This is a genomic window from Granulosicoccus sp. 3-233 (assembly GCF_052681095.1).
The window spans coordinates 310,980-334,856 of record NZ_JBQYLE010000001.1; the positions used below are offsets into that span (position 1 = coordinate 310,980).

The 23,877-nt window shown below is 58.5% G+C and carries 22 protein-coding genes; 9 read left to right on the top strand and 13 right to left on the bottom strand.

Annotated features, from left to right (window positions below):
• Nucleotides 1–11 precede the first annotated feature (11 nt).
• The 4 genes from glnT to ACUNV4_RS01425 form a co-directional block, all read right to left on the bottom strand.
• A complete protein-coding gene (glnT, locus tag ACUNV4_RS01410) occupies nt 12–1,328 on the bottom strand; it encodes a type III glutamate--ammonia ligase (protein WP_430876694.1) in 1,317 nt (438 codons plus the stop codon).
• Between the two features lie 86 nt (nt 1,329–1,414).
• On the bottom strand, nt 1,415–2,743 hold the full coding sequence (locus ACUNV4_RS01415; protein WP_430876695.1) for an FMN-binding glutamate synthase family protein: 1,329 nt from the start codon (nt 2,741–2,743) through the stop codon (nt 1,415–1,417).
• A gap of 115 nt (nt 2,744–2,858) precedes the next feature.
• Nucleotides 2,859–3,542, bottom strand: a complete 684-nt coding sequence (locus tag ACUNV4_RS01420; protein ID WP_430876696.1) for a GltB/FmdC/FwdC-like GXGXG domain-containing protein — start codon at nt 3,540–3,542, stop codon at nt 2,859–2,861.
• Nucleotides 3,542–4,495, bottom strand: coding sequence for a class II glutamine amidotransferase (locus tag ACUNV4_RS01425; RefSeq protein ID WP_430876697.1), 954 nt, complete (start codon nt 4,493–4,495; stop codon nt 3,542–3,544). Before ACUNV4_RS01425 ends, ACUNV4_RS01420 begins: the two co-directional genes overlap by 1 nt.
• Before the next feature lie 272 nt (nt 4,496–4,767).
• On the opposite strand from ACUNV4_RS01425, the gene ACUNV4_RS01430 reads away from it, so the two are divergent.
• A complete protein-coding gene (locus ACUNV4_RS01430) occupies nt 4,768–5,460 on the top strand; it encodes a haloacid dehalogenase type II (RefSeq protein WP_430876698.1) in 693 nt (230 codons plus the stop codon).
• A 24-nt stretch (nt 5,461–5,484) separates the two neighbouring features.
• Here the strand turns inward: ACUNV4_RS01430 and ACUNV4_RS01435 are convergent, their stop codons facing one another.
• From ACUNV4_RS01435 to ACUNV4_RS01450, 4 genes are read right to left on the bottom strand one after another with little or no spacing between them, the layout of a single operon-like run.
• Nucleotides 5,485–6,075 (bottom strand): sarcosine oxidase subunit gamma, encoded by a 591-nt coding sequence (locus ACUNV4_RS01435; protein ID WP_430876699.1) that lies wholly within the window; start codon nt 6,073–6,075, stop codon nt 5,485–5,487.
• Nucleotides 6,068–9,031, bottom strand: a complete 2,964-nt coding sequence (locus tag ACUNV4_RS01440) for a sarcosine oxidase subunit alpha family protein (RefSeq protein ID WP_430876700.1) — start codon at nt 9,029–9,031, stop codon at nt 6,068–6,070. The genes ACUNV4_RS01435 and ACUNV4_RS01440 overlap by 8 nt, the downstream gene beginning before the upstream one ends.
• Complete coding sequence (locus ACUNV4_RS01445; RefSeq protein WP_430876701.1) at nt 9,028–9,330, bottom strand: sarcosine oxidase subunit delta; 303 nt, start codon at nt 9,328–9,330, stop codon at nt 9,028–9,030. Before ACUNV4_RS01445 ends, ACUNV4_RS01440 begins: the two co-directional genes overlap by 4 nt.
• A 12-nt stretch (nt 9,331–9,342) precedes the next feature.
• Nucleotides 9,343–10,593 carry a sarcosine oxidase subunit beta family protein gene (locus ACUNV4_RS01450; protein WP_430876702.1) on the bottom strand — a complete coding sequence of 417 codons (1,251 nt, stop codon included), beginning with the start codon at nt 10,591–10,593 and terminating at the stop codon, nt 9,343–9,345.
• An 88-nt stretch (nt 10,594–10,681) separates the two neighbouring features.
• On the opposite strand from ACUNV4_RS01450, the gene ACUNV4_RS01455 reads away from it, so the two are divergent.
• A complete protein-coding gene (locus tag ACUNV4_RS01455; protein WP_430877399.1) occupies nt 10,682–11,692 on the top strand; it encodes a GlxA family transcriptional regulator in 1,011 nt (336 codons plus the stop codon).
• Nucleotides 11,693–11,797: 105 nt separating this feature from the next.
• Here the strand turns inward: ACUNV4_RS01455 and ACUNV4_RS01460 are convergent, their stop codons facing one another.
• From ACUNV4_RS01460 to ACUNV4_RS01475, 4 genes are all read right to left on the bottom strand, one after another.
• Nucleotides 11,798–12,616 carry a DUF3106 domain-containing protein gene (locus ACUNV4_RS01460; protein ID WP_430876703.1) on the bottom strand — a complete coding sequence of 273 codons (819 nt, stop codon included), beginning with the start codon at nt 12,614–12,616 and terminating at the stop codon, nt 11,798–11,800.
• A gap of 14 nt (nt 12,617–12,630) precedes the next feature.
• Nucleotides 12,631–13,152 carry a hypothetical protein gene (locus ACUNV4_RS01465; protein WP_430876704.1) on the bottom strand — a complete coding sequence of 174 codons (522 nt, stop codon included), beginning with the start codon at nt 13,150–13,152 and terminating at the stop codon, nt 12,631–12,633.
• 14 nt (nt 13,153–13,166) lie between these two features.
• Nucleotides 13,167–13,889: an RNA polymerase sigma factor gene (locus ACUNV4_RS01470; protein ID WP_430876705.1), complete on the bottom strand. Its 723-nt coding sequence runs from the start codon at nt 13,887–13,889 to the stop codon at nt 13,167–13,169.
• Between the two features lie 412 nt (nt 13,890–14,301).
• Nucleotides 14,302–14,871: an EF-hand domain-containing protein gene (locus tag ACUNV4_RS01475; RefSeq protein ID WP_430876706.1), complete on the bottom strand. Its 570-nt coding sequence runs from the start codon at nt 14,869–14,871 to the stop codon at nt 14,302–14,304.
• A gap of 192 nt (nt 14,872–15,063) precedes the next feature.
• On the opposite strand from ACUNV4_RS01475, the gene ACUNV4_RS01480 reads away from it, so the two are divergent.
• The 5 genes from ACUNV4_RS01480 to ACUNV4_RS01500 all read left to right on the top strand — a co-directional run bounded on the left by ACUNV4_RS01480 (nt 15,064) and on the right by ACUNV4_RS01500 (nt 21,700).
• The gene (locus ACUNV4_RS01480; protein ID WP_430876707.1) at nt 15,064–15,846 is read left to right on the top strand and encodes a response regulator; all 783 of its coding nucleotides are present in this window, start codon (nt 15,064–15,066) and stop codon (nt 15,844–15,846) included.
• On the top strand, nt 15,843–17,312 hold the full coding sequence (locus tag ACUNV4_RS01485; protein ID WP_430876708.1) for an ATP-binding protein: 1,470 nt from the start codon (nt 15,843–15,845) through the stop codon (nt 17,310–17,312). Before ACUNV4_RS01480 ends, ACUNV4_RS01485 begins: the two co-directional genes overlap by 4 nt.
• Nucleotides 17,313–17,477: 165 nt before the next feature.
• On the top strand, nt 17,478–18,491 hold the full coding sequence (locus ACUNV4_RS01490) for a GHMP family kinase ATP-binding protein (protein WP_430876709.1): 1,014 nt from the start codon (nt 17,478–17,480) through the stop codon (nt 18,489–18,491).
• A complete protein-coding gene (locus ACUNV4_RS01495; protein WP_430876710.1) occupies nt 18,481–19,590 on the top strand; it encodes a pyridoxal phosphate-dependent aminotransferase in 1,110 nt (369 codons plus the stop codon). Before ACUNV4_RS01490 ends, ACUNV4_RS01495 begins: the two co-directional genes overlap by 11 nt.
• 121 nt (nt 19,591–19,711) lie before the next feature.
• Nucleotides 19,712–21,700: a peroxidase family protein gene (locus ACUNV4_RS01500; RefSeq protein WP_430876711.1), complete on the top strand. Its 1,989-nt coding sequence runs from the start codon at nt 19,712–19,714 to the stop codon at nt 21,698–21,700.
• Between the two features lie 217 nt (nt 21,701–21,917).
• On the opposite strand, the gene ACUNV4_RS01505 is transcribed toward ACUNV4_RS01500, so the two are convergent.
• Entirely contained in the window at nt 21,918–22,139 is a 222-nt protein-coding gene (locus ACUNV4_RS01505; protein WP_430876712.1) for a hypothetical protein, read from the bottom strand.
• 56 nt (nt 22,140–22,195) lie between these two features.
• On the opposite strand from ACUNV4_RS01505, the gene ACUNV4_RS01510 reads away from it, so the two are divergent.
• Both ACUNV4_RS01510 and ACUNV4_RS01515 read left to right on the top strand, forming a co-directional pair.
• Nucleotides 22,196–22,735 carry a heme NO-binding domain-containing protein gene (locus tag ACUNV4_RS01510; protein ID WP_430876713.1) on the top strand — a complete coding sequence of 180 codons (540 nt, stop codon included), beginning with the start codon at nt 22,196–22,198 and terminating at the stop codon, nt 22,733–22,735.
• Nucleotides 22,728–23,759: an ATP-binding protein gene (locus ACUNV4_RS01515; RefSeq protein ID WP_430876714.1), complete on the top strand. Its 1,032-nt coding sequence runs from the start codon at nt 22,728–22,730 to the stop codon at nt 23,757–23,759. Before ACUNV4_RS01510 ends, ACUNV4_RS01515 begins: the two co-directional genes overlap by 8 nt.
• The last annotated feature ends 118 nt before the right edge of the window (nt 23,760–23,877 follow it).

Consider the following 23,877-nt stretch of genomic DNA (forward strand, 5'->3'; position numbering starts at 1 on the left):
CGATGAACGCGTCAGCAATCGAGGGTGTGCTCCCGCTCCCACGCCGACAGCGACTGCGAATAGCGGTTCCATTCGTCGGTCTTCAGATTGATGTACGCCTGGCTGAGCTCCTCACCCAGGGCATTTTTCAGTTCGGTATTCGCATCGAAACAGCGAATGGCATCCAGCAGGTTCAGCGGCAACTGCCTGACATCGCCAGCCAGATGCGAGTCCGTGTACATATTGATGTCCAGTCGTTCACCGGGTGATGTCCGGTTGTGAATGCCGTGCAACCCGGCTGCGAGGATACCCGCCATCAGCAGGTAGGGGTTGGCGCTGTTGTCGGGCAGGCGGTGTTCGATCCGGCCTTCGTCGGGGATACGAATCATGTGGGTGCGGTTGTTGCCGCCAAAGGTGATGGAGCTGGGTGACCAGCTTGCCCCGGAGGTGGTGACCGGGGCGTTGATGCGTTTGTAGGAGTTGACCGAGGCATTGCTCAAAGCGGCCATTGACTCACTGTGCTGCAACAGACCGCCGATGAAGTGGTAGCCGGTCTCGGACAGTCCCAGCTCTCCATTCGGGTCGCTGAACAGATTCAGCTGTCCATCTGCCGACCACATCGAGGCATGAACATGACAACCATTACCGGTCAGGTGTGAAAATGGCTTGGGCATGAAGGTTGCGCGCAGCCCGTGTTTCTCGGCGATGGATTTGACCATGAACTTGAAAAAGGCGAGCTGGTCGGCTGTGGTCAGGGCATCGTTGAAGTCCCAGTTGATCTCGAACTGTCCGTTGGCATCCTCGTGATCATTCTGATAGGGATTCCATCCCAGTTGTGTCATGGCCAGGCTGATTTCTCCGATCACGTCCAGTCGTCGCATGATGGCGGACTGGTCATAGCAGGGCTTGATCTGCGTGTCGCGTTCGTCGGATATACTGCTGCCGTCAGCCGAGATGATATGAAACTCCGGCTCCACGCCGGTCTTCAGAAGCATGTTCTGCTCCACGGACCGGGCTTGCAGTGTCTTCAGTACGTTGCGAGGCGCCTGCCCGACAGGTTTTCCATCCATCCAGCAGTCACCGGCCAGCCAGGCGACATCGGTTTTCCAGGGAAGCTGAATCAGCGAGTCGGTATCCGGAATGACCAGCATGTCCGGGTGGGCGGGGGTGTAGTCCAGCCAACTGGCAAAGGGAGCGAATCCTGCGCCGTTTTTCTGGATTCGGCTGGCAGCACCGGCAGGAACCAGCTTTGCACGCTGGGTGCCCGCCAGATCGGTGAAATTGAAGAGAAAGAAATTGATGCCGTGCTTTTCAGCGTAGTCTGTCAGATCGAGTGTCATGCCGTTCATTTACCTGTTGCTTGTTGGACTGTGTATCTGAATCGGTCTTGCGATGTGGCGCTCGACTGACCGGCCTGGCCCCGGCATTGCCCGGCTTAGAGCGGCGTCTGTCCGGGCACCCAGGAGGTACCCGCCAGCGGCACTCGGGCCATGGCTGCGGCCTCCACCGACAGAGCGCACAGATCTTCCGGTTCCAGGTTGTGCAAGTGGTTCTTGCCACAGGCACGCGCGATGGTTTGCGCTTCCAGTGTCATGACTTGCAGGTAGTTGGCAAGGCGACGTCCGGCGCTGACCGGATCGAGGCGTGCTGCCAGTTCCGGTTCCTGCGTCGTGATGCCCGCCGGGTCGTGCCCGAGGTGCCAGGAGTCGTAGGCGCCTGCTGTCGTGCCAAGCCTGTTGTATTCGCTTTCGTGAATCGGGTCGTTGTCACCCATGGCAATCAGTGCGGCGGTGCCAATGGAGACTGCATCGGCTCCAAGCGCCATGGCCTTGGCCACATCGGCGCCGTTGCGGATGCCCCCGGAGACGATCAACTGCACCTTGCGGTGCATGTCCAGATCCTGCAGTGCCTGCACGGCTGGACGGATGCAGGCCAGAGTCGGTTGTCCAACGTGTTCGATGAAGACATTCTGGGTTGCCGCAGTCCCCCCTTGCATGCCATCGACCACGATGACATCGGCCCCGGCCTTCACCGCCAAGGCGGTGTCGTAGTAGGGTCGCGAGCCGCCAACCTTGACATAGATCGGTTTCTCCCAATTGGTGATCTCGCGCAATTCGAGTATCTTGATTTCCAGATCATCCGGGCCCGTCCAGTCCGGGTGGCGGCAGGCTGATCGCTGGTCAATGCCCTTGGGCAGACTGCGCATGCTGGCGACGCGATCATTGATCTTCTGCCCCATCAGCATGCCGCCACCGCCGGGTTTGGCACCCTGACCGACCACCACCTCGATCGCATCGGCCTTGCGCAGATCATCCGGGTTCATGCCGTAGCGGGAAGGCAGGTACTGATAGACCAGCAGTTTCGAATGGCCACGCTCTTCGGCCGTCATGCCACCATCACCCGTGGTGGTGGAAGTACCAGCGGCATTGGCACCACGTCCCAGAGCTTCCTTGGCCTGGCCCGACAGTGAGCCGAAGCTCATGCCGGCAATGGTAATGGGGATCTTCAGTTCCAGTGGCTTGCTGGCATGGCGGCTGCCGAGTACGACGTTGGTGCCGCAGCGCTCTCGGTAACCCTCCAGCGGGTAGCGCGAGATGGACGCCCCCAGAAACAGCAGATCGTCGAAATGCGGTAGCGCACGTTTGGCGCCGCCGCCGCGAATGTCGTAGATGCCGGTACTGGCCGCGCGGCGAATTTCCGACAGGGTATAGGCGTCGAATGTGGCTGAGTGACGTGGTGTTACGCGTGGAATGTTCTCGTCCATTGATGTCTGCCTGTTCACCCGGTGGATTGCCGGGGTGTGATCGATAGGAGTCGGAGCCTGTCAAATCGCCTTTGAAATACGTGTTGCGTTTGACGATTCGGGCTTGCCGGAGGTGTCAGTAGTCGCCGGCGTGATCGACATCGAAGTTGTACAGTTTTCTGGCCGAACCGTAGCGACGGAACCGCTTGATATCCTGCTCCATGCCGGCGCGAGCGAGCAGCTCTGACAGGGTTTTCTCGTGCTCAGCCGTCATTTCCTTTTCGATGCAATCCGCACCGAGGCTCTCGACATCGCCTGCGACATAGAGAATGGCTTCATAGATCGAGTCTCCCAGTGCTTCACCGGCATCACCACAGATCACCAAATGGCCGACCTGCGCCATGAAGCCGGACATGTGACCTACCGAGCCACCGACAACGATATCGATGCCCTTCATGGAGATGCCACAGCGGGATGAAGCATCTCCCTCGATGACCAGCAATCCGCCATGACCGGTGGCACCGGCTGACTGGCTGGCGTTGCCGGTGACGCGAACCATGCCACTCATCATGTTTTCTGCAACTCCGACACCAGCATGACCCTTGATGGTCACATCGGCCTTCTGATTCATGCCTGCACAATAGAATCCGGCATTGCCGTCGACAGTGACGGACAACTCTGCATTCAGGCCGCAGGCGATGGCGTGCTGGCCCATCGGGTTGCTTACTGTCCAGTCTCTGCCATCGTCCTCAGGGATCGCGTTCTGCAGGGTGCTGTTGATCTTTCGCAGGCCTTCCGCCTTGAGATCGAGTTGCTTCATCAGGCGGCTCCTGCTGTCATGGGATCTGCAGGCTTCATGCTCAAGCCTTCCAGTGTCTCGGCACCCCAGGCATAGACGGTGGCCGGGCGGGGTTCCCAGATTCGGGCGTTTTCTGCGCCCGGCAGAGTGGCGATGGCCCGGTATTCCGTTGCCATGGCAACCCAGTCATCGGTCTCTGCCAGAACGGCATGCTTGCAGGCAATGGGGTCTCTGAGAACGGCAAAGCCATTACCGGTGCCGATGCAGAAGGTGTAGAAGCCGTCCAGATCGTCCAGTGCCTGTTCGAGGGCATCCTTCAACGAAATGCCTTGTTGCAGTTTCCAGGTGAGATAGGCTGCAGCGACTTCAGAGTCGTTCTCGGTACTGAAGCCGACTCCCTTGCGCTTGAGTTCCTCTCGCAGACGATTGTGATTGGACAGTGAGCCGTTGTGTACCAGGCACAGATCTGCGCCCGTGGCGAAGGGATGAGAGCCTGCGGTGGTGACAGCGCTCTCCGTCGCCATTCGGGTATGGCCGATCATGTGACGCCCCTGTGCGCCTTCCAGTTCAAAGCGGGCGTACACCTCTTCGGGCAGTCCGGTCTCCTTGAATATCTCGACGCTGTTACCGCGTCCTACCACGCGTACATCACTGGCATTCTGCATCAGCCATGTCTGAACTGCCTGTTCATCGCCGTCGGTGACAAGAATGGCATGGGTATCCTTGCGAGTGATGTGTGTGTTGCAGGAAAGCTCGGTGGCCAACGCATCTGCCAACCGAGGCCAATCGTGATCACTGCGTTCGTGCGCCAGAGAGAACTTGATCTCGCCCTCTGCTACCGGGTTGCGGTAGATGGCCACACCGGCGGAGTCCGGACCCCGACTGGTCATTTCGATGAGCATGGGTTTGAACAAGGCGCCCAGTCGAGGGTAGAGCGCTTCATTCTTCAGATACAAACCGACTATTCCGCACATGGTTCCCTGAAGCCTGAGTCTGACAGTTGCGTTGACAGTAGCACTGGCAGATGAAAGTTTCAACAGGGGAAAACTATATTCCTGATAATAAAACACCTGTCGTTGATCATTTGCCGCCGTTCATTCGGCAAATGCTCGGCAAGTATTCGGCATGGAACCCCGTGGCGACGCGTTGCCGTGCAATTGCCACAACCATGGGCAGGCAAGACTCGACAGCCTCGTCATGCTGATAGCATGTGCGGAGGAATTTCAGTCATGACAGGAACAAGCCGATGCCGGACAAGACGCCCGTTTCCACCCTGGTCTTCGACGTCAATGAGACCTTGATCGATATCTCGACACTCGAACCCTTCTTTCAGCGCCTGTTCGGCGATGCAGCCGTATTGCGTGAGTGGTTTCCCGAGCTGATCCTCTATTCTCAGTCCATCACCCTGTCTGGCATCTACACACCCTTTGGCGCGCTGGCGGCCGGTGTCCTGCGTATGGTCGGGGACAACCACTTGGTGGCAGTCACCGATGATGACGTGGCAGAACTCAAGCGACTGTTCGGCCAGATGCCAGCCCATGCTGACGTTGCGCCGGGACTGGCACGGCTCAAGGAGGCCGGATTCACTCTGGTAACACTGACCAATTCAGCGCCCGGACCCTCACCGACGCCGCTCGAGCGGGCAGGTATCAGTGATTGCTTCGACCATCATTTCACTGTGGAGGAGGTCGGCAAGTTCAAGCCTCATCCGGCCACTTACGAGATGGTAGCCGAGAAGTTGCAGGTGAGCAGCTCCGAGCTGTGCATGGTCGCCTGTCATCTGTGGGATACGATCGGTGCCCAGGCGGCCGGCTGTCAGGCTGCTTTCATACAGCGCCCGCACAATGCCGTACTGCATGTGGAGCAGGTGCCGGAACCGGACCACGTGGCAGTCGATCTGATGGCCCTTGCCGACCGGTTCTGCGCTGTCAGGAGCTGAGGCGGGACTGTCGTCAAACAGGCGTCAGACGACGTTCTGCACGGAAACCCTGACCGAGTGAAGGAAGCTCTGAGCCGATGAGACCGGGGAATACAGTCTGAAGCGCTCCGGCTCGGGACGTTCGAGGACAACGGACAGATGTTCCATGATGGTCCTGACAACCCGAGTTTCGTCGAACGCGGATCTGTCGACATCGATTGCACAGATTCGTTCCAGAGCGGCTTGCGCCCGGGGACCTGCGATGTCCAGTATGGCCCAGCTGTCCGACTGATCCGTCAGATAGGCGGTATCTCTCAACACGGTTTTCAGGTTTCTGGCCGGTTCCGGTGTTCTGCGGCTGGTCACGAGAAACCACAGTCCGGGCTGCAAGCCGAGCAGGGCATACTCCTCGCCGTTACGGCTCAGAGCACCGACCGCCGGCAACGCAAGGCCGAATGAGGTCTGCAGCTGCTTCTCGAGATTGTCATGTGCTTCTCCGGCTTTCTCGGGTGGCAGGATACGCGGTAAAGCGACGGATATGATATCCAGATTCTCGACGGCGGAAAGCCGAGTATCGGCAATCAGCGTATCCAGGCTGTCGAGTGGGTAGCTTGCCTTGAGAGTCGAGTTAGCCACGCAGACGTTCTCCATCGGGATCGACAAAGTGAGGTGAAACGATACGCACAGTCTGGCTTTCGCCGCGCACCGGGTCATATGCCTTGATACGTTCGCCAAGCCGATTGGATCCATCGATGATGAAGCCCAGGCCGATGGAGCTGCCCAGAACCGGTGAATAGGCCACAGAGCTCATCCAGCCCTGATCGCTGGCGGTTGTCTCTTCTGCGTCCTGCAAAAGAAAATGCGCTCCCGCGTGCAGAGTTTGAGCACTGTCTTCCGGCATGAAGCCCACCAGTTGCAGGCCATCATCGTTGTTCAGGGCCGGACGCCTGGACAGGACAGCACCGATGCAATCCTTGCGGGTGGATACCATGCGACCGAGGCCCAGATTGGCCGCAGTGGTCTGGCCGTTGAGTTCGCCGCCTGCTGCGTGACCTTTCTCGATTCGCATGACGCCCAGGGCTTCGGTGCCATAGGGCACGATATCGAAGGCCTTGCCGTGCTCCATCAAAGCTTCCATCAGAGCGTGTCCGTAGCGGGTCGGTACTGCCAGCTCGTAGGCCATTTCGCCCGAGAAGGAGATTCTGAACAGGCGGGCAGGCGTACCGTTGAAGACCGTGAGTTCGGCGCAGGCCATGAACGGAAAGGCTTCATTGGAAATATCGAAGGGGGCATCCACCACGCCTTCGAGCAGGGCTCGTGACTGCGGCCCGGCAATGGCATATTGCGCCCATTGCTCGGTTACCGAGATCAGGTGCACATCCATCTCGGGCCACAGGCACTGGCGACAGAACTCCAGATGACGATAGACGCTGACGGCATTCGCGGTGGTGGTGGTCATCAGGAAGTGTGTTTCTCCCAGCCTTGCCGTGGTGCCGTCATCCATGACAAAGCCATCCTCGCGCAGCATCAGGCCATAGCGCACCTTGCCGACGGCCAGGGTGGAGAAGGTGTTGGCGTAGACACGATCAAGGAAGGCGGCTGCATCCCGGCCCTGGATATCGATCTTGCCAAGGGTGGTGACATCACACACGCCCACGCTGCGACGAGTCTGCGCGGCCTCGCGATCGACACTCTGACGCCAGTGTGTTTCACCCTCGCGGGTGTACCACTGGGCTCGAAGCCAGAGACCGGCTTCGACAAAGTCACCCCCATGGTCCAGGGCCCATTGATGGCTGGGTGTCTGGCGTACCGGTCGAAAATGCTTGCCGCGGGAACGACCTGCCAGAGCCCCGATGGGGATCGGGGTATAGGGCGGGCGAAAGATGGTGGTGCCCGTGTCTTCGATACTTCTGCCGCTGAGCTGCGCCATGACGGCGAGTCCCAGGACGTTGGACGTCTTGCCCTGATCGGTTGCCATGCCGAGCGTGGTATAACGCTTGAGATGTTCCACCGAACGGAATCCTTCCTTGAAGGACAGGGCAATATCCTTGGTGGTGACATCGTTCTGCAGATCGATCCAGGCACGGCCGCGGCTTGCGGAGACCTGCCAGAAGGCGGTGATGCGGGTAGACTCCTGTTCTGCGACCGGTGCCGAAGTTGTGGTAACGGCAAGTCCGGCATCAGCGACAGCCTCCGCAGCAGCCCGGTGGCCCTCGTGCAGGGCTGCCGACAGACTCAGTGAGCCACTGGCGGCGCCCATGACTTTCATCCCGACAGGCAGCTCCGTGCCAGGTACAAAGGCGGCGATATCCTCGCGCCAGATCGGGCGTCCTCGCTGATGACAGGTCAGGTGGACATTGGGGCTCCAGCCTCCGGCAACCGCCAGGCAGTCACAGTCGATTCTCTGGCCGTCGTGCAAGGTGATTGACCGCAGGCCGAGTCTGCCGCGAGTCGCGACGATCTGGCCGCCCATGACGATGCGAACACCCGGCAGATTCGCGAGGGCCGGAATGGGTCGGGTATCGATGACAGCGGCAAGCTCGATGCCTGCACGGTACAGATCTGTCGCCGTACGCCAGCCATCATCGTTGTTGGTGAACACGGCAAGTTGCTTGCCGGGTGCCACACCGAAACGGTTGACATAGGTTCGTACGGCACCCGCGAGCATGATGCCGGGGCGATCATTGTTGGCGAAGGCAATGGAACGTTCGGTAGCGCCAGCTCCCAGCAGTGTCTGCCTGGCGTAGATGCGCCACAGTATCTGACGGGGCTTGCTGCCGGATCTGTCGGGCAGATGGTCGGTGCAGCGTTGCAGTGCGCCGTAGATGCCGTGATCAAATGCGCCATAGACGCTGGTACGCAGCAGGCAGCGCACATTGGGCATGTCACGCAGTTCGGCATGGCTGGTGGCGGCCCATTGCGAAGCGGGCATGTCGTCCACCAGCATCTGCTCGGCATTGAGTCTGCCACCAGGCAGGAAATCGTCGTCGGCGATGATCACGCGAAGCCCGGCACGCCCGGCCGTCAAGGCGGCTGCCAGCCCACTGGGGCCAGCACCCACGATGAGCAGGTCAGCGTGCAGAAAGCCCTTGTCATAGGTATCGGGATCTTCCTCCATGGACAGAGAACCGAGACCGGCTGCCGCACGGATGACCGGTTCGTAGACCTTTTCCCAGAAGGCTTTCGGCCACATGAAGGTCTTGTAGTAGAAGCCGGCACTCAGAAACGGCGACAGGTAGTCGTTGACCGCCATGATGTCGAAGGCCAGGGGGCCACGATGATTCTGACTGCGAGCTTCCAGACCTTCATGGAGCTCGGTGACCGTTGCCCGGGTGTTGGGCTCCCGATAGGCGCCGCTACCGAGTTCGACCAGGGCATTGGGTTCTTCGGCACCCGCCGAGAAAATGCCACGAGGTCGGTGATACTTGAACGAGCGACCGATGAGGCGCTGTTCATTCGCGAGCAGGGCAGAGGCGAGCGTGTCCCCTTGCAGGCCGGTATAGCTGCGCCCGTTGAACTGGAAATTGACCGGTTGGGCGGGATCAAGCAATCCCTTGCCGATGCGAGCAGATCCGGAGTGGCTGGCCTTCATGCGCAGCCTTCTCCACTGGACGCTTGCCAGGCCATGGCTACATCCCGGGCCAGCTCCACGTGGGTGATTTCGTGAGTCAGGGTATTGCGAGTCACGACCAGCCAGGAGCGATCACCTTGCTCGTGAAACCAGAGTTCGCGATGCAGACCTGCCGGATTGTCGCGCAGGTGCAGGTAATCATGGAATTGCCGTGATGCATTGGCCGCCGAGGCATCGGGACGCTTGATGAGACTGGCATCGCCGAGATAGACGAACTCTGATGCATCGCGCGGACCCAGTAATGGATGATTGATCAGCATGTCGCGTCGTGTTCAGTGAAGGTTGGGTTGTGCGCCGGCACCGCGCTCGTCGATGACAGCGCCACTCATGAAGCGATCGAGTCGGTAGGCTGCCGCGGTTTCGTGGGGTTGTCCGGTGGCGATCAGGTGGGCATAGCACCAACCGCTGGCCGGTGTTGCCTTGAAGCCGCCATAACACCAGCCACCGTTGAAATACAGGCCAGGCACTGGTGTCCTGTCGATGAAGGGTGAACCATCCATGGACATGTCCATGATGCCACCCCACATGCGCAGCATTCGTGCTCGTCCCATCATGGGCATGATGGCCATGCCTTCTTCACAGACATCCTCGACCGTTGGCAGATTGCCTCGTTGCGCATAGGAGTTGTAGCCGTCGATGTCTCCGCCGAATACCAGCCCACCCTTGTCCGACTGGCTGATGTAGAAATGCCCTGCGCCGAACGTCACGACCCCGGGAACGACGGGTTTCAGGCCCTCTGTGACGAAAGCCTGCAATACATGGCTTTCGATGGGCAGTCGCATGCCGGCCATTTCCATGACCCGGCCCGAAGAACCTGCCACACACACGGCAACCTTTCCGGCGGAGATACGGCCGCGAGTGCTGTCCACTCCCGTGCAGACGCCATTGTTCATGACGAAGCCCGTGACTTCGCAGTTCTGGATGATATCGACGCCGCGGCTGTCGGCCCCCCGGGCATAGCCCCAGGCAACCGCATCGTGACGAGCGGTACCCGCGCGGGGTTGCAGCAAGCCTCCCTTGATTGGAAAGCGGGCGTTGTCATGATCGAGAAATGGACAGAGTTCGCGAATGCCGGCTTCGTCCAGCAACACTGCATCGGCGCCTGCCAGATGCATGGCATTGCCCCGTCGCGCATAGGCATCTCGTTGGGCATCGCTGTGATACAGATTGACGATGCCGCGTTGCGACATCATGGCATTGTAGTTGAGTTCCTGCTCGAGGTTTTCCCACAACTTCATGGACAGTTCGTAGAACGGCTCATTGCCCGGCAGCAGGTAGTTGGATCGCACGATGGTGGTATTGCGACCTACATTACCCGAGCCGATCCAGCCCTTCTCCAGTACGGCGACATTGGTAATGCCATGCTCACTGGCCAGATAGTGGGCAGTGGCCAGACCATGGCCGCCGCCGCCGACGATGATCACATCGTAGTGGGTTCTGGGCTCCGGTTCGCGCCACGTCGGTCGCCAGCCTCGATTACCGGTCAGACCTTCCTTGATGATTTTCAATGCGGAGTAGCGCATGGTCGACACCGGCTGTTGAACAGATGCAAGAGAATGAACGAAATATTGCCACTTGTGTATGTCTCTGATGGACGTACACTTGTCTGTAATGGACATTCCTGCTGCTGTTGCTGCTACCAGACCTTACCGGGTCGGATTCGTGTTGATCGATGGGTTTCCGCTGCTGTCCTATGCCTCGGCCATGGAACCACTGCGTGCCTGCAATCTGCTGGCGGGGCAGACCCTTTATGAGCTTCAACATCTCGCGATCGAGGGTGAGTCCTCGTACAGTTCTTCCGGCGCACATGTGTCCGCAACCATGCCGCTGGACGAGTCTGCCGAGCTGGATCTGGTGTTGGTGATGGCGGGAGGCGATCCATCAGCCATCGACAGTCCGGTATTGAATCGATGGTTGCGTCTGCAGGCGGGCAGACCTGTGCTGGTGGGCGGGGTATCCGGAGGGCCCATGATACTGGCTCGGGCAGGCATCATGGAGGGCAGGCGCATGACGGTGCACTGGGAACATGCCCAGGCCCTTGCTCAAGTCTCGTCGAAACTGATCATCGAGCGCTCCCTGTATGTTCGTGACCGTGATCGCCTGACCTGTGCCGGGGGAACCGCGGCGCTTGACATGATGCATGCGCTGATTACCGAGCAGCATGGACCGGTGCTGGCGGGCGAGATCAGTGAATGGTTTGTCCAGACTGATATCCGGCCAGCCGAGCTTGCACAGAGGGCCACCATTGCGGAACGATATGGTGTCGATAATGGTGCGGTTCTGCTGAGTATCGAGGCAATGGAAAACCATCTGGCTGATCCACTGGAGCTGTCGCAACTTGCCAGCCTTGCCGATCTTGGAGCCAGGCAACTCAACCGCCTCTTTCAGCAACAGCTGGGAACCAGCGTTGTACAGTTCTATCGGCAGCTACGCCTGCAGAAGGCCAATGAACTGCTGAAGTCGACACCCTGGTCGGTGGAGAACATTGCCCTGGCAACAGGGTTTGCCAACGGTGCTCATCTGAGTCGCCGTTTCACGCAGTTCCACGGCTTGTCACCACGCAGCGTGCGTCGTGGTGAAGCAGGCGGGCAAGGGGCTGCTGAATGGACGGGAAAACGATGAGCATTCGTGGAGAGCGGCAAACGGTGTTGCGAGGATCGTCATGCGGGCAGGGACATCGTGACCCATCGTGAAGAGGCGGGTATTGTCCTTGAGGCGTAGCCGTACCTAGCGACCGCCTCCGCCGCCACCGCCACTTCCACTTCCACTTCCACCACTGCTTCCACCACTCCCGCTGTTTCCGCTGTTTCCGCTGTTTCCGCTGTTTCCGCTGTTTCCGCTGTTTCCGCTGTTTCCGCTACTTCCGCTGTTTCCGCTACTTCCGCTACTTCCGCTACTTCCGCTACTTCCGCTACTTCCGCTACTTCCGCTACTTCCGCTACTTCCGTCACGATCCTTGCTGTTGCTGTTGCTGTTGCTGTTGCTGTTGCTGTTGCTGTTGCTGTTGCTGTTGCTGTTGCTGTTGCTGTTGCTGTTATCGGACGATTGCTTGTTCGTTCGACCGGACTCGTCCGATCCCTTGCTCGACTCGTCTTGCCCGGCGGACCGTGAGCCACTGTCACTCTGCCGCTGTCCGGATTCTGTTCTTTCCTGTTCGAAGCGCTTGCGCAGCTCGAGACGCTGGTCTTCAGGCAGGGCACTGTAGATGTCATACAGCTCACGCAGACGTTGCTTGCGAGGCTCGTCCAGGGATTGCCAGGTATGGAATTGTCGTTGCAGTGTCGAGCGTTCTTCATCGCTCATCGATTGCCAGCGCTCCAGGCGACTACCACCTTGTGTCTGCTCGTCCGGGTTCATCTGCAGCCAGTCTGTCGCATCGACCAGCAGGTCCTCGCGTTGCTGTTCATCCAGGTGATCCCAGGTGTCCACCAGATCGGATAGCATGTGCTGTTGTTGTGAGTCGAGTTCCTGCCACGATGGTGCTGCCAGCAGGTGGCCTGGCTGGCACAGTGCCATGACGGTCATGAGCCGAGTAATGGTCTTCAAGTGCATTTTCGTGTTCATCCCTGTTGAGCTTCCAGCCACAACAGAAAGTCCACCGAGCCGACCAGATCGAGATTTTCCTCCGAACTGATCAAGTGCAGGTGATCGGTCTGTTCAGTGTCGAAGGCCGCAGCCTGCAGGGAGGGGGAATCTGTCTGTGTGACGGGTTGATGTGGGGTTTGCGCGCTGTCGAGGTATCTCATGTCCATGGAGGGAGCCGGGTTTTGTTGCATGTCACCGACGCTGAGTACCATCAGAGTGGTCAATGATGCGATTCCGATACTGCCCAATGCCGTGGCGAGAGGACGATTGCCATGCAGTGTCTGCCCGATGCTCTCCAGATGACGCGCAATCCGTTGCCGATGGCTGATCTTTCCCGTGTCTGTCGTACACCTGCGTTGAGCGTTCGTGGCGATGTGATGACGTGTCAGCGCCAGCTTGTCGGTAATCTCAGGTGACAGAAAATCTGCTTCGTCGTCCAGCGCCAGAAGCAGCCTTTCGATCGACGAGCTGTCTGTATTGTGATAGCCGCTTGTCATTGTTTGCACCCTTGTCATTGTTCCTGCTCATCCAGACGTTCTCTCAAGGCGGCTACCGCTCGCGACAGATGCGTCTTGACGCTTCCATCGCTGATGTTCATTACCTCGGCAGTTTCCTTGACGCTCAGCCCTTGCCAGTTTCGTAACAGAAAGACCTCTCGTTGGCGCGCCGGCAGTTCGGTCAGAAACCGGTTGATTCGGCTGGTGTTCTGCGACGAGGATAGCGTGTCCTGGGGGCCCGGTTCATCACTTGGCAGGCAATCCATGGTATCGAGCATCGATTCATCCGGTGTCGATTCCGAAGAGGATTCCGTACTGCGTTGAATCCAGCGTTTCAGTCGCTGCATTCCCCGCGGTCTGCGTCTGTCGGTAATGCCATTCTGCAGAATTCGATAGTACAGCGGAGGCCATTCCTCTGGTGGTCGATCTGCATATCGTTCGCACAGCTTGAGCATGGCATCCTGGACCGTGTCCAGTGCATCATCTTCATTCTGCAGGGCGTAGCGAGCCATCACGAATGCCTTGCGCTCTACAGACTGCAGGAAATCAGCAATGCTGAGTGAAATCGCGGCAGGTGGTTCAGTCTGCCAATCGGAAGTCCGCGTCGAGTCGATCGTCGATGATTTGTCGTTCTGGCATGCGTCGGGCAGAGCGGGGGTGAGATCGTGCCTCGACCCGCAACTCGCCTGATCATCGCAATCCGACTCGTAGTGTGGCTGCGTCGATTGAATTTCCATCGCTTCTTTTTCTGGGCGGTACGGCAACAGGTGCCTGATTGCTGCCATGACCCGGCTTCCCGAAGCACCGGATCTGCAGCTACCGGCAACATGGGGAGCGCATCTCGTCAGGGAGCCTGAATTCCAGGCACGGGCCCGGCGTCATTGACAGACGGCTGACCGGGGGCAGGTGGGTGCAATTGCCTGTTCGGTGTGAGTTCACGTAGAGTTCCAGCTGCGGTATTCACCACAGAAAAGGTTGTGTTACTCACTGGAACGCATCCGTTCGACAATGGTTGACAAGCCCGTCAGCCCGTCAGCCCGTCAGCCCGTCAGCCCGTCAGGGAATCAGGGCATCAGGACATCAGGACATCAGGACATCAGGACATCAGGACATCAGGACATCAGGACGCCGGTGCCGGAATGGCCTGACTCAGTGGTTCCGGTTACCACCGTGGCGGCGTCCATCTTCCCGTGTCAGAGTGCCATCGTCGTTGCGATCCATTCGTGCGACGACTGAGCTGACACGATCATCAAGCTCGGCGGCGCTGATCACGCCATCACCGTCCTCGTCGAGGTCTTGGAACATGTCGACCATGCGTGAGCGAGTCAGTGCACGATAGATCGTGTCGAATTCCTCGATGTTCAGCGCACCGTCAGCATTGCTGTCCGCACCGCTCAATTGCGCGGCCTTGAAGGTATCGATCTCTGCCTGAGTGACAACCCCATCCCCATCCGCATCGGCGCTCTTGAGCAGTTTGACCATGAGGCCCGGTCCACCTTGCCCCCGCTTGCCGTGTCGAGCTCCGTCGGCCATCCTGCGTTTGTCGTGACCTCCCTTGCCATGGCCTCTTTCGCGTTCACCAGACTGACCGGAATCCTGTGCCAGCAGTTGTTCGTCGATGGTCTCGCTGTTTCCGTCTTGTGCGTTGGCGACCACGCCGACGGTACCCAGTACCAGGGCGGAGGCCAGAATCATTGAAATGGATTTGACAGGTTTCATGTGAATTCCTCTGTGTATTTGATGAAAAGGCGGTCGCTGACCGTTGGAATACACTGTAGGGGCGGGATCGATCGGGTGTGTGTCAGGCGAGAGCCTGTTTTGTCGCATATGGTCGCAGTTGTCCCGATTGATACAATTTGCGACAAACTCGTGCGTCGGGTCGTATCGGAAGCAGTGCAGGATCCCGACGCAGTGGGCACAATACAAGCTGACTACTCACTGAATGAAGGTCTTGAACAGCCCATGTCGGATATCTCTGAAGTACAGATACTGATCGTTGATGATGAGCGCGATATTCGGGAGCCTCTGGGCCAGTACCTGCGCAGCAAGGGGTTTCGTGTGCAACTGGCTGCCAATGCGGCTGAAGCCCGCAAGGCGGTGGCCGAGTCGGCAATCGGCATTGTCGTGCTGGATGTCATGATGCCGGGGGAAGATGGTTTGAGCCTGTGCCGCTGGCTGGTGGCCAATGACGGACCTCCGGTCATTCTGCTCACGGCAATGGGAGACGATACCGATCGCATCGTTGGTCTGGAGATCGGTGCGGATGACTATCTGGCCAAGCCCTTCAACCCGCGCGAGTTGCAGGCCAGGATCCGCGCGGTACTGCGTCGAGTGCCACCACCGGTGCCGCGGATTTCGGACAGTCTGCGACGCTTTGCCGGTTGGATACATGATCCGGCATCGCGCAAACTGTGTCACGAGGACGGTCGTCAGGTGGAGCTGACCACAGGCGAGAATCGTCTGCTGGAAGTCCTGCTGGACCATCCGCGCAAGGTACTCAGTCGCTCCAGCCTGCTGGATCTCACGGCTGGACGAGAAGCCAAGGCCTATGACCGGGCCATTGACAATCAGATCAGTCGGCTGCGGCGCAAGATCGAGGATGACCCGCAACACCCTGTGCTGTTGGTCACCGACTGGGGAGGCGGCTATGCATTGGCGGCAGATGTCGAATCCGATGATTCCGGAAATACATGAGCACCTTCATGTCGAAGTGGATGCCGGATGGATTGGCCGGCCGCTTCGCACTGTTGCTGGCAAGCGCGCTGATCGTGGCAAACGTGCTGGCCTTGCTGGTGCTGTCGCTGGAGCGCGCCCGATGGGGACGAGAGTCACGCGATAACCGGGAGCTTGAACGGATAGTCGCATTGGTGCCCGTACTGGAGTCCATCGAGCCTTCCCTGCGTCCGGCAGTTGCCAGGAATGCCTCGACCCGAGTGGCCCAGATTGAGTTGAGTGATCAGCCTCTGAATGCCAGCACAGCCGACAATGTCCGATCTCGCTCCCTGCAGGAGCGTCTCAGTCAGTCTCTGGCCCCGCGGCAGGTTTTCGTGATGGTGGCTGATCGCCGCCAGCAGAACAATCGTACCAGCGATTCTCGACGCAGCGATGCTCGTCGCCAGCCGCCACGGCCTGCGCCAGAGATCATCGGCGTGTCCATCCAGCTTGCCGGCAACGTGCCGCAAGCGACAGGGGCGTCCCGGATCGCAGAGGAGGAGGCAATGCCGACCAGTCCCGAAGCAGCTCCGCTGTCTGCCGGGGGAGGCTGGGTCAACATCACGGCCAGAAGCTTGCCGCCCGCGCAGGGACATGCTGCAACACTGCTCGGTGAAGGGGTCTTCTATCTCATTCTGGGACTGTCCCTGGTGTCGGTACTCGTCGTGGGTCTCTGGTTCGTGCGACGTCTGACACAGCCTCTGGCCTTGTTGGCGGATGCCGCTCAGGCAGCAGGTCGTGGAGACCGATCAGCCAGAGTGCCAGAGCAAGGGGCGCGAGAAGTGCGAGAAGCTGCGGCAGCCTTCAATGCCATGCAGGCTCAGATTGCCCGTTTCGATGCCGAACGCACACGTACGCTTGGCGCTGTGGGTCATGATCTGCGTACCCCGATCACCAGTCTGCGTATCCGCGCGGAAATGCTCGACGAGGAGTTCCGGGATCCAATGGTGAGGACTCTGGATGAGATGACCGTGATGGCCAACGGACTGGTCGCCTTTGCGCGAGGCAATGCCGAGCCTGAAGAGATGCAGAACGTTGAACTGAACGAGCTGCTTTCCCATCTGTGTCAGGAACGAGGGGCCAGCTACACACCGGGCGAGCATCGTATCATCCGGGCAAGACCGGTAGCCCTGCAGCGTGCCTTCGGCAATCTGGTCGACAATGCCATTCGCTACGGCTCGCTGGCCAGAATGTCGCTTCAGCTTGTCGAGGGTTGCGCTGTCGTGATCCTGGAAGATGATGGGCCGGGCATCCCGGAAGAGAGAATGGAGACCGTGTTCGAGCCATTTGTCAGAGGCGACGACAGTCGCAACAGTGAAACCGGAGGCGCCGGGCTAGGTTTGTCGATCGCACTGTCGATCATCAGGTCGCACGGTGGAACGTTGACCTTGCGTAACCGCAAGCCGTCAGGACTGCAAGTGAGTGTGAGTCTTCCACTGACACAGTAGGCAATGCGCTGCGGTGGAGGCGAATATGCGCCACCGCAGAGCACTCGGGACTCGTTCGCAGTGCAGTCTCGATCTTTCTTGTCAACCAAACGCCATCAGCTGCGTTGATCATCTCAAGGCAAGGGTTTCCGTGCCTGTCACTATCAGCAACTGATGGAATGAATGATGACACTCAGCAGGACATCTCTCTACCCGACCGCTCTATCCATACCCAACCATTCGGAAAACGCACTGACGCTCCCCAGTCATGGAAACGTTTCGCGAAAACTGCCGGACATCCTGATACGACAAGCCCCGGCCACGTGCGGGGAGTTGATGCAGGGCGCTATCGACGGGCGTGATTTTCTGGTCAATTGCCCGATCGATCTCTATGCACAGGCAACACTCCTGCCCACCGGCAGCAGCGGCCTGGTGGTTCGTGATGCAACTCGATATACCAAGGTCGCCCATGCGATTGCCTTGCTGGACGCCTGCGCCGAGCAGCAGACGCCACGCGATGTCGTCATGGAGCGATCGGCTGCAGGCCGTGAGCTGGTGGTCACGAGCCGCATTCCGCGGGGCAAGGGCATGGCGTCGAGCTCCGCCGATCTGGCTGCTGCTCTGAGCGTTGCCTGTGAGCTGCGTGGTCTGAATCTGTCTGCGGTCGAGCTGTCCAGGCTCATTGCACGTGTTGAACCGTCGGACAGTGTGCACTTGCCGGGTATCGGCCATGTCAACCATCTCAATGGCGTGGTACATGCCTGTTTGCCGGCACCGGAGGACTTGAGCGTGATCGTGCTGGATTGTGGTGGCGAAGTGGATACCCTGGCATTCGATCGGGAAAAGGCGCGCAGTGTCTATCACCAAGCGCAGGCAAGAGTTACTGCCACTCTTGCATTGATGTGCAACAGTCTGAGGCTGGGGGATCCGGTAGGCATTGCATTGGCTGCCACCATCAGCGCCAGACTCAGTCAACAGATTCTTCCCAAGGCGCCCTTCGACGAATTGCTGGACAGTTGCACACGTGACGGTGCCCTTGGTGTCAACTGCGCTCACAGTGGAACGGTGCTGGGGGTTCTGTATCGAACCAGCGATGACCTGGGAGATGCCCTGATCGATTCGATCAGGCGCCGCTTCGGCAGTGATCTGACGCTCATCGGCAATCACCGCATTGTCTCCGGAGGTTGTCATGCACGCTGAGTCCACACAGTCCCTGTTTGCAACAGAGGCACATAACCCGGCGTTCTTCAGTGTACGACAGGTCGCGGCCCCGGAACGGGAACTCATCGACTTCTGTGTGCCGGTGAACCGGCACTTTCCACCCCCATCGCTGCTGGAGGATATTCGATCGTCCTTGCCCGATATCGTCAAGTACTATCCGGAGTATGCCGAGGTCCATCAGGAAGCACTCTCTGCACTGACAGGCGTGCCTGCAGCCCGGATCGTCGTCGCCAATGGCTCTACCGAGCTGATCACGATGCTTTGCCAGCAGGCAGCCGGCCCCATGGCCAGCTGTACACCGACCTTCGGGCAGTGGACAGATCTGCCGGAATCCCACGGTGTACCGATTCACTACATTCAGCGTAAGGCAGAGCGTGACCATGTGCTGTCCGTGGGCGACATCGTTGGTTTCGTGCGGGACAAGGGTATACAGACACTTGTATTGTCCAACCCCAACAATCCGACCGGTGCAGCGATGCCCGGCAAGGTAGTTCGCGAGTTGCTGCAACAGCTTTCCGATCTGCCACTGATCATCATCGATGAATCCTTCATCGACTATTCCCGGGTTGCCAGTGCGGAGAATCTGGTGGCTGAGGCCAGAAACCTGGTGGTCGTCAAGAGCCTCGGCAAGTCCCTGGGCTGGCATGGCCTGCGGCTGGGGTACGCGGTTACCCATGAAGAACGCGCGGCTCTGATTCGCAAGCGACTGCCTTTCTGGAACATCAATGGATTGGCTGCATTTGTACTGCAACGCGTTGCTGGCATGCGTGCGGAGCTCAGGGACAGCTTTTCCCGGACCGATCAGGAAAGACAGGCCTTCGTGGCCAGTCTGCAGACAATCGACCGTCTGCGTGTATTTCCCTCTGAAGCGAACTTCGTGTTCGTGGAGCTGGATGCCGGCATCTCCGGCAAGGCTCTGCGCAATTCACTGCTGGAAGAACATGGCTGTTTCATTCGGGAGTGCAGCAACAAACGAGGCTCCAGCGAAAGATATCTGCGGCTGGCGGTCAATCTGCCGGCGGAGAACGAGCTGCTCGTCAGTGCCCTGCAGTCGCTGCTGGGCGATCAGGCAGGCTGACTTCCATCGGTCTCCGGCCCCGCTCCGACAGAAGCGGAGCGCGGTCGGCATGGCCATGCCCCCGTTTCCCGACCTCTTGCGAAAAATCAGAAAACCATTCATGAGTACAAGTAAATCAGCAGTGCAAAATCCCACCTCGAACTGCCCGGGCGCGATTCATCTGGCTTCCGGTTTCATGGTGCTGTGTTGCATCGCCGTTGTGGCTGGTGCCAGTGAAAGAGAAACACCTTACCGAGAATCCCATCGCGACCTGCAGACCCTGGATGGCCGCGACAACAACCGTCAGAATCCCCTGGTCGGATCTGCCAACACGGCCTATGCTCGGCTGACGCCAGCCAACTACGCTGATGGAATCGCTGCCCCTGCAGAAGGACCCGAGCCACGTTACATCAGCAACCGCATCTTCGAGGACCATGCGCAGAACCTGTTTTCGGAAAACGGTGTGACTCAATGGGCCTATAACTGGGGACAGTTCATCGATCATACGATCGGATTGCGAGGCAGCAGCGATGAAGCGCTGTTCATGGCCTATGATGAGTCCGATCCACTGGAAACGTTCGCTCACGGCGATGGCGAATTCAGGACGACTCGCAGTACTGCAATGGATGGCACCGGTATCGATACTGTTCGTGAGCAGCTGAATACGGTCAGCAGCTTCATCGACGCCTGGGCGGTATATGGCGGCTCGGAAGTGCGTCTCGAGTGGCTGCGCGAAGGGCCCGTCGATGGCGACATGTCCAACAATGGCGCGCGGCTGCTGATGACCTCCGAGCAGTACTTGCCACGAGCCATCGAACGCGGTGACGCCAGCAAGGCGCCCGCCATGGAAAGACTGGGAAACCTTCTGTATGCACCGGATGCCGATGAGCAGGCCATCATTGCAGGTGATGTGCGGGCCAATGAGAATATTGCGTTGACGGCAGTACAGACACTGTTCGCAAGAGAGCACAATCGCATCGTGGATCAGCTACCGGAGCAATGGTCGGAACAACGAAAGTTCGACATGGCGCGACGTCTGGTCATCGCGACTCAGCAGTACATCACGTACGAGGAGTTCCTGCCTGCCCTGGGTGTCGAGCTTGAGCCGGCCAGGCACTATCGCGCGGATGTCGAGACCAGCGTCAGCAACGAATTCGCGACGGTCGGGTTTCGTGCGCACAGCATGATTCATGGGGAAATAGAGCTCCAGGCACAGGCGGGTCAGTACGACGAGAGCCTGCTGGGTCAATTCGCTGAGGCGGGAATCGAGGTAGAGCATGGTGAGGAAGAAAGCGGTGACATTGAACTGGCCGTGCCGTTGAATATCGCCTTTCATCGACCCCAGCTGGTGGCCCAACTGGGATTGGGACCGTTGCTGGCAGGCCTGGGAGGGGAACCGCAGTATCGCAATGATGAGCAGATCGACAACCAGCTTCGCAGCGTGCTGTTCCAGATTCCAGCCGAGCGCAGTACGACCATGCAGGGCTGTCTGGATGGACCCACTCTGAACGAGTGTTTCATCCTGGTCAACGATATCGGTGTTCTGGATATCATCCGCGGTCGCGAACACGGCATGGCCAGCTATAACGACATGCGCAGAGTCTACGGTCTGAAGGAGGCAAGCTCTTTCTCCGAGTTGACCGGGGAGGCCAGCGAGTCCTTTCCAGTCGATGATCCGTTGATCGATCCGCTGGACCCGATCAACGACCCTGACATTCTGGACTTTATCGAATTGCGGGATGTGAACGGTCAGCTGTTGGAGCCGGGTTCCGAAGCTGCAGATACCGAAGCGGTATCGGGTGTTCGGCGAACCACGCTGGCTGCCAGATTGAAGGGTGTCTATGGGGATATCGACCGGGTGGACGCCTTTGTCGGCATGGTGTCGGAGCCTCATCTGCCAGGTAGCGAATTCGGTGAATTGCAGCTCGCCATCTGGAAGCGGCAGTTCGAAGTCCTGCGCGATGGTGATCGATTCTTCTATCGCTGGAATCGCGCCTTGCGATCCATGCTTGATCGCCCCGAATTGAAAGGCTTGACCTACCGTCAGACGCTGGCTGATGTCATCGTCAACAATACGGAGCTGGAAGCGGATGATTTGCAGGAGAACATGTTCTTCAGTGTGGCTGATTGACCGTTGAGCGGGCTCGAGCGGGTTTGTCGCGGACGGGAAGCTCTTGCGTCAAGCCTGCCCAAAGCATTCCCGGAAGCTGCAACGATGCTGATGACTCACTCTCGCTTGATGAAATGTGCGTCACGCCCGGTTGCACTGCAGCGCAGCAAATGGAGACCTGTGTTGTTGATCGCGGCGGAGAAAGTGCGATGTTCATGAGTCAATGCCATCGCCCAGTTCAAAATTGCAGAAAGTTGCGCTTGGGTACTGGGGTCAGGGATGAATTTCCATGCCCCTGTGCCCGATAGGGTGTAGACAGGGAAATGCGGGCTGGCGCATCAGGCGACGGCCAGGGGAATGTGCTCGGATTCCGAGTGATACCGTTTTCCTGCTGAATCATGGTGGCCGATTCTCTGGTGGTTCCATGACGCGATTGCCCGGTCTGTCTCGTTGCAGACATGCATGTCGACCGGGAAATCACTCATTCAACTGGCACTGTATTGGAGGGCTGCTGACATGAAGGGAATTGTATTCAACATATTCGCTGACCTTGTTACCGACAATTTCGGCATGGAAGTCTGGGACAAGCTGATACAGGATACAGCGCCGGCATCCGGCGCGATCTACACCAGTGCGGAAGTCTACCCTGATGGTGAACTCATCGCCTATGTCGGCGCCTTGTCCGAGCTCACGGGGGCCGAACCGGCCGACCTGATCCGAACATTCGGTACCTACATGATGCACAAATTCCACAAGCTGCATCCTGAATACATGGCGGATCATACGGCAAAGAGCTTTCTCGAAAATGTGCATGATGTTGTACACGTGGAAGTCAAGAAACTGCATCCGGAAGCACTGTTACCGGAGTTTGTCTATGAAAGCCGCGGTGATGCGCAGCTGACCATGCTCTACTCTTCACCCAGAAAGCTCTGTCATCTGGCAGAAGGTCTGGTCGTGGGAACCGCGGAGATCTTCGGTGAGAACATTGAGCTGATTCATTCCGAGTGCATGCATCACGGCGCTGGGCAATGTCGGCTGGAGCTCGATTTTGCCTAGTCTGTTACCAGCCATCAGTGATCCGGAACGGGTCGACATGCTGCAGCGCGCGCTGGATCGTGAACGACAGGCAAGAGAACAGGCCGAGCATTTTCTTGAATCCAGGTCACGCGAGCTCTATCTGGCCAATGAAGATCTGAAGCTGAAGAACTCACAGATCGAGAGACGCAACGAGGAGATCGAGAAATCGAATGTTGCGTTGATGAACGCTCAGGCTCAGTTGATGCAGTCGGAGAAGATGGCGTGTGTCGGACAACTGGCCGCAGGTGTGGCACACGAGATCAACAATCCGATCGGTTACATCACCAGTAACCTTGGCACTTTGCAGACCTATACGGATGTGATGAAGGAACTGATTACCGCATACCGACAGTATTCGGATGGGGTCAAGGGGGGAAGGGAGGATGAATCGCTCTACCAGAAAATACAGGAAATACAGCAGAGAAACGATATCGATTTCATGCTGGGCGATGTCGTTGAACTGGTAGCGGATTCCTTGTCCGGCTCGCTGCGCGTCAAGGAAATCGTGCAGGGACTGAAGAGTTTCTCCCGCGTGGACAGTGCGGAAACCGCAGAATCGGATCTGCATTCGGGTATCGAGTCCACCCTGAAGGTGCTGTCCAACGAGCTGAAATATTCCTGTGAGGTAAGGCTTGAGTTCGGTGACTTGCCATTGGTGATGTGTAATCTGGCGAAAATCAATCAGGTGTTCATGAATCTGCTGGTGAACGCTTCTCAGTCGTTCGACGAGCCGGGAGTCATTGCCATTTCCACGCGCTGTGACGAGACCTGGGTGTATCTGTCGGTCAGCGATACCGGCTGTGGAATCCCCGAGGACAGCCTCGGATCGATCTTCGATCCCTTCTTCACGACTAAGCCAGTGGGAAGTGGTACCGGACTGGGCTTGTCGATTTCCTTCGGCATCATCGAAGAGCACGGCGGAATAATGTCGGTTGAGAGCGAAGTGGGTGTCGGTAGCCAGTTCACCATCCAGTTGCCGATTCATCAGGCTGGCCGGACGTGACGCGTCGGCGTTGCCTGCCTCGAAAGGATGTACGTCGCGGACTGATGACCACGACCAGTCCATCGCCCACGTTGACAACGGAGAGTTGAAATGAATGCAGTCATGCAAGCTGTAGAGT